Genomic DNA, 3,277 nt, shown 5'->3' with positions numbered 1-3,277 from the left:
TTAAAACAAAAAAGCCTCTATTTCTAGAGGCTTTTATTGCAAATAAGGAAGGCGGCGACCTACTCTCCCACGGATGTAGTACCATCGGCGCTAACGGGCTTAACTGCTCTGTTCGGAATGGGAAGAGGTGAGCCCCGTTGCTATAACCACCTTAAACTGTTTAGGTATTTCTAGGCTTTGTAAGCCCTCCCGACGCTTCGGGACTAAAACCACCTTAAGTTGTTAAGTAAATCTTAGATGATAGACTTAAGATTTTTGACTGTTCTGTCTTTTATCTTATGTCCTTTACCTGTGATCTAACTTCTAATAAGTTGACATAATAAAATATATAAAAATAGAGCTTATACTTAGTAAATATTAATTAAAGAGTTACAGATAAGCTTTTCGGATAATTAGTATCACTTGGCTATGACATTACTGCCTTTACACCTGTGACCTATCAACCCCATCGTCTTTGGGGATCCTTTAAAGAAATCTCATCTTGTGGTGGGTTTCGCGCTTATATGCTTTCAGCGCTTATCCCTTCCAAACGTAGCTACTCTGCTATGCTCCTGGCGGAACAACAGATACACCAGAGGTTTGTCCAACTCGGTCCTCTCGTACTAGAGTCAGATCCACGCAAATTTCTAACGCCCACTGTAGATAGAGACCGAACTGTCTCACGACGTTCTGAACCCAGCTCGCGTGCCACTTTAATGGGCGAACAGCCCAACCCTTGGGACCTTCTCCAGCCCCAGGATGTGACGAGCCGACATCGAGGTGCCAAACCCCCCCGTCGATGTGAGCTCTTGGGGGAGATCAGCCTGTTATCCCCGGAGTACCTTTTATCCTTTGAGCGATGGCCCTTCCATGCGGAACCACCGGATCACTATGCTCTACTTTCGTACCTGATCGACTTGTAGGTCTCTCAGTCAAGCTCCCTTATGCCATTGCACTCTACGCACGGTTACCAAGCGTGCTGAGGGAACCTTTAGAAGCCTCCGTTACTCTTTTGGAGGCGACCACCCCAGTCAAACTACCCACCAAGTAATGTCCCCCACTTAAGTGGGGTTAGGCTTCAAACAAGTAAAGGGTGGTATTTCAACAATGACTCCACTGCCCCTAGCGAGGCCGCTTCAATGTCTCCCACCTATCCTACACATCACTTATCCAAAGTCAATACTAAGCTATAGTAAAGGTTCACGGGGTCTTTTCGTCCCACAGCGGGTAATCGGCATCTTCACCGATACTACAATTTCACCGAGGTCATGGCTGAGACAGTGTCCAGATCGTTGCACCATTCGTGCAGGTCGGAACTTACCCGACAAGGAATTTCGCTACCTTAGGACCGTTATAGTTACGGCCGCCGTTTACTGGGGCTTCAATTCAATGCTTCGCCGAAGCTAACATCTCCTCTTAACCTTCCAGCACCGGGCAGGTGTCAGGCCCTATACTGCATCTCTCGATTTAGCAGAGCCCTGTGTTTTTGATAAACAGTCGCCTGGACCTCTTCACTGCGGCCACGCCGGAGCGTGGCGACCCTTCTCCCGAAGTTACGGGCCCATTTTGCCTAGTTCCTTAGCCATGAATCTCTCGAGCACCTTAGATTTCTCATCCCAACTACCTGTGTCGGTTTACGGTACGGGTTGCTTTAATTGATTTTCTTGGAAGAACGGCCTCTAGATTATCACCGCCACCGTAGCTTTGGTGTACTATCCCATCCTTACAGATGGTTCAACGTGCAATTCCGTCTGCACGCACTAGATTTCCTTCTCCGTCTCTTTTAATTTAAAGCAAGTAGCAGAATATTAACTGCTTGTCCATCGACTACCCCTTTCGGGTTCGCCTTAGGCCCCGACTAACCCTCAGCTGATTAGCATAGCTGAGGAATCCTTGGTCTTTCGGTGTGCGGGTTTCTCGCCCGCATTATCGTTACTTATGCCTACATTTTCTTTTCTAACCACTCCAGCAAATCTTACAATTCACCTTCAGCGCTGATTAGAATGCTCCCCTACCTCTCATAGATTATTCTATGAAAGCATAGCTTCGGTAATATGCTTATGCCCGATTATTATCCATGCCGAACCGCTCGACTAGTGAGCTGTTACGCACTCTTTAAATGAATGGCTGCTTCCAAGCCAACATCCTAGCTGTCTAAGCAGTCTGACCGCGTTTTTTCAACTTAGCATATATTTTGGGACCTTAGCTGATGCTCTGGGTTCTTTCCCTCTCGGACATGGACCTTAGCACCCATGCCCTCACTGATTAAAACCATTTTATAGCATTCGGAGTTTGTCAGGAATTGGTAGGCGGTGAAGCCCCCGCATCCAATCAGTAGCTCTACCTCTATAAAACTATTTAATCGCTGCACCTAAATGCATTTCGGGGAGTACGAGCTATTTCCGAGTTTGATTGGCCTTTCACCCCTACCCTCAGGTCATCCCAAGACTTTTCAACGTCAACGGGTTCGGTCCTCCACTATGTGTTACCACAGCTTCAACCTGCCCAAGGGTAGATCACACGGTTTCGCGTCTACCAAATCTAACTTAATCGCCCTATTCAGACTCGCTTTCGCTACGGATCCATAACTGAATTATTTACCCTCGCTAAATTTGGTAACTCGTAGGCTCATTATGCAAAAGGCACGCCGTCATCCCGTAGGACTCCGACCGCTTGTAAGCGTATGGTTTCAGGGTCTATTTCACTCCTTTATTCAAGGTTCTTTTCACCTTTCCCTCACGGTACTGGTTCACTATCGGTCTCTCAGTAGTATTTAGCCTTACCGGATGGTCCCGGCTGATTCATGCAAGGTTTCTCGTGCCCCGCACTACTCAGGATACTACTACTCTATTAATACCTTTCCCCTACAGGCCTGTCACCTTCTATGGGTATCCTTTCCAAAATATTTGGGTTCAATATTAATAAAGATATTGTAGTCCTACTACCCCAGCACTGCCGTAACAGTACTGGTTTGGGCTGTTTCACGTTCGCTCGCCGCTACTAGCAAAATCACTATTGTTTTCTCTTCCTCCGGCTAATTAGATGTTTCAGTTCACCGGGTTCGCCTCCTTGCGGATACTATACCTTCAGTATAGTGGGTTGCCCCATTCGGATATCTGCGGATCATCTCATATGTGCTAATCCCCGCAGCTTTTCGCAGCTTGTCACGTCCTTCGTCGCCTCTGAGAGCCTAGGCATTCCCCATACGCCCTTAATAAGCTTATCTGTCTCGATAATTATTTATTTATTTTTCGTATTCTCTCGTATTCTTATATATCTCAATATGTCAATGAACTTT

General features: G+C 46.7%; 2 rRNA genes. Both read right to left on the bottom strand.

Going from position 1 to position 3,277, the window contains the following annotated elements:
• Positions 1–46 precede the first annotated feature (46 nt).
• Positions 47–154, bottom strand: a 5S ribosomal RNA gene (gene rrf / locus EIG86_RS11445).
• A gap of 218 nt (positions 155–372) precedes the next feature.
• Positions 373–3,204, bottom strand: a 23S ribosomal RNA gene (locus EIG86_RS11440).
• Positions 3,205–3,277 lie beyond the last annotated feature (73 nt).

Source organism: Psychroflexus aestuariivivens (genome assembly GCF_004010055.1).
In the GTDB taxonomy this organism is placed as follows: Bacteria; Bacteroidota; Bacteroidia; order Flavobacteriales; family Flavobacteriaceae; genus Psychroflexus; species Psychroflexus aestuariivivens.
The sequence above is the reverse complement of the archived record's forward strand: the minus strand, read 5'-3'. Positions and strand labels throughout refer to the sequence as shown.